The following is a 1,752-nucleotide window of genomic DNA, read 5'->3' on the forward strand; positions in this document are numbered from 1 at the left end:
GAAACGGCCACGTGCCGGCCGAGAAGAAGGACTGGATCTACAGGGCGCTGCTGGAATCCTCGCTCTACACCATCGCCCACCACGGGTTCTTCCAGGCCGATACCCACCCGGGCAATTTCATGGTGACCGACCCGGCCCCCGAAGACCCCGAGGCCAAGGCCACGCTTGTCATGCTCGATTTCGGTTGCTCAAAGCAGCTACCCGAGAGGTTCCGCGTCGGCATCGTGGACGTGATGAACGGTTACCTGACCAAGCAACAGGACCAGATCACCAACGCCCTGTGGGACCTCGGTTACCGAACCAAGCTCTACACCAAGGATTCACTGGGCGTGTGGGTGAAGTACGGCGTAAAGGTCACCGACGAGATCATCCAGCACTTCAGGGACGGCACCCACCTGATCGATCATCTCAAGGACAACCTCAAGGAGATGACCGAGGAATACATCGAAATCGACCAGAACCACCGGGCCGACTACATCCCGGAGGAATACGTCATGCTCGGGCGCGCGCTGGCGACCCCGCCCATCCCCATCGACAAGTATCAGCCGCGGGCCGACCTGGTCGGTGTGGCGATGCCCTACATCAGCGTGCTCGCCACCAAGGCCGCTGAAGAGCGAAGAAGCAACGCCGGGCAGGCCGCCGCCAAAGGCTGAACCTGCTTTCCTCACCCCGGAACGGGTGATATATAACGACGATTGCAATCGATGCTGCCGCGGGGGGTGGCGAGTAAAGAAGTTCGCGGCCCGGCGCCGCTGAGCGGAGGCTCCCCCTGTGAGTGAAGGCGCAGATTCCCCCACCCTGATTTTCCTGGTAGATGACGACCCGATCCTCGGGCGCTTCGTCCGCAAGAGCCTGCAGCTCGATGGCTTCGAAGTGCGTGAGTTCCTGCGTGGCGAGGAGTTTCTCGAAGCCCTGCGCACGGAGACACCCGACCTCGTGCTGCTCGACCTTCGGATGCCCTCGCTCTCGGGCGAAGTGATTCTCGAACGCCTTCGCGCCGAGCCCCCGGCCTCCCCCATTCGGATCCTGCTCTACTCATCCTCGGACGCCGAGCACCTGGAGCGCCTGTGTGAAGAACACGGCGCCGACGGCTATCTTGCCAAAACCACCCCGGCCGAAGAGCTTAGCCAGGCCATTACGGCCGTGCTGGCCAAACCGCCCAAGTTTGGCGCGTAAGAGCAAAAACTTACCATATCTGTCGTGATCTGAGACACTTGGCCGGCACCCCTTACTGACAGCCTTGCTCCCGTGATGTAATGTGGGAGATGATTTCCGGAATAATGAGGAACTCGCTGATGAAACAGATGATGATCGGCCTCATGGCCGGATGGCTTCTCGCCCTGCCGTCGGCGGTAATGGCCGGGGACTTTACCGTAACCACAACCGACGATGCAGGCGGTACCACATGCACGGCCTCGGTCTGCAGCCTGCGCGCGGCAATTGCTGCGAGCAACGAAACATCCGACTCCGACACCATCACCCTCGCCGATGCCGGAACAATTGAACTCAACGCGCCCCTCCCCGCGATTTCCGGTGAGCTGACCATCCTCGGCCCCGGCGCGGACGAGCTCCTGATTGAAGGCAGCTCTGCCTTCGAGCTCACGGACGGTTCGCTCACCATCACGGATGTCTACTTGAGTGGTGAGGGCCCGCTCATCACCGCACGCGCGGGAAGTGTTACCCTTGCCGGGCTGAGCATTGACGCACGCAGCGGCGCAGCTATTGCCCTCGATGAAGGCGCCACGCTCCTGA

At 61.6% G+C, this 1,752-nt stretch carries 3 protein-coding genes; all 3 read left to right on the plus strand.

Features of this window, described 5'->3' with window-relative positions:
• Positions 1 to 653 (plus strand): hypothetical protein (locus KDH09_13010; GenBank protein MCB0220613.1); only part of this gene is annotated, 653 nt, incomplete at its 5' end.
• A gap of 118 nt (positions 654 to 771) precedes the next feature.
• Positions 772 to 1,176, plus strand: a complete 405-nt coding sequence (locus KDH09_13015) for a response regulator transcription factor (GenBank protein MCB0220614.1) — start codon at positions 772 to 774, stop codon at positions 1,174 to 1,176.
• 119 nt (positions 1,177 to 1,295) lie between these two features.
• Positions 1,296 to 1,752: CSLREA domain-containing protein (locus tag KDH09_13020; GenBank protein ID MCB0220615.1), on the plus strand; the 457-nt coding region annotated here is incomplete at its 3' end.

It is taken from the genome of Chrysiogenia bacterium, from assembly GCA_020434085.1.
Taxonomy (GTDB): Bacteria; JAGRBM01; JAGRBM01; order JAGRBM01; family JAGRBM01; genus JAGRBM01.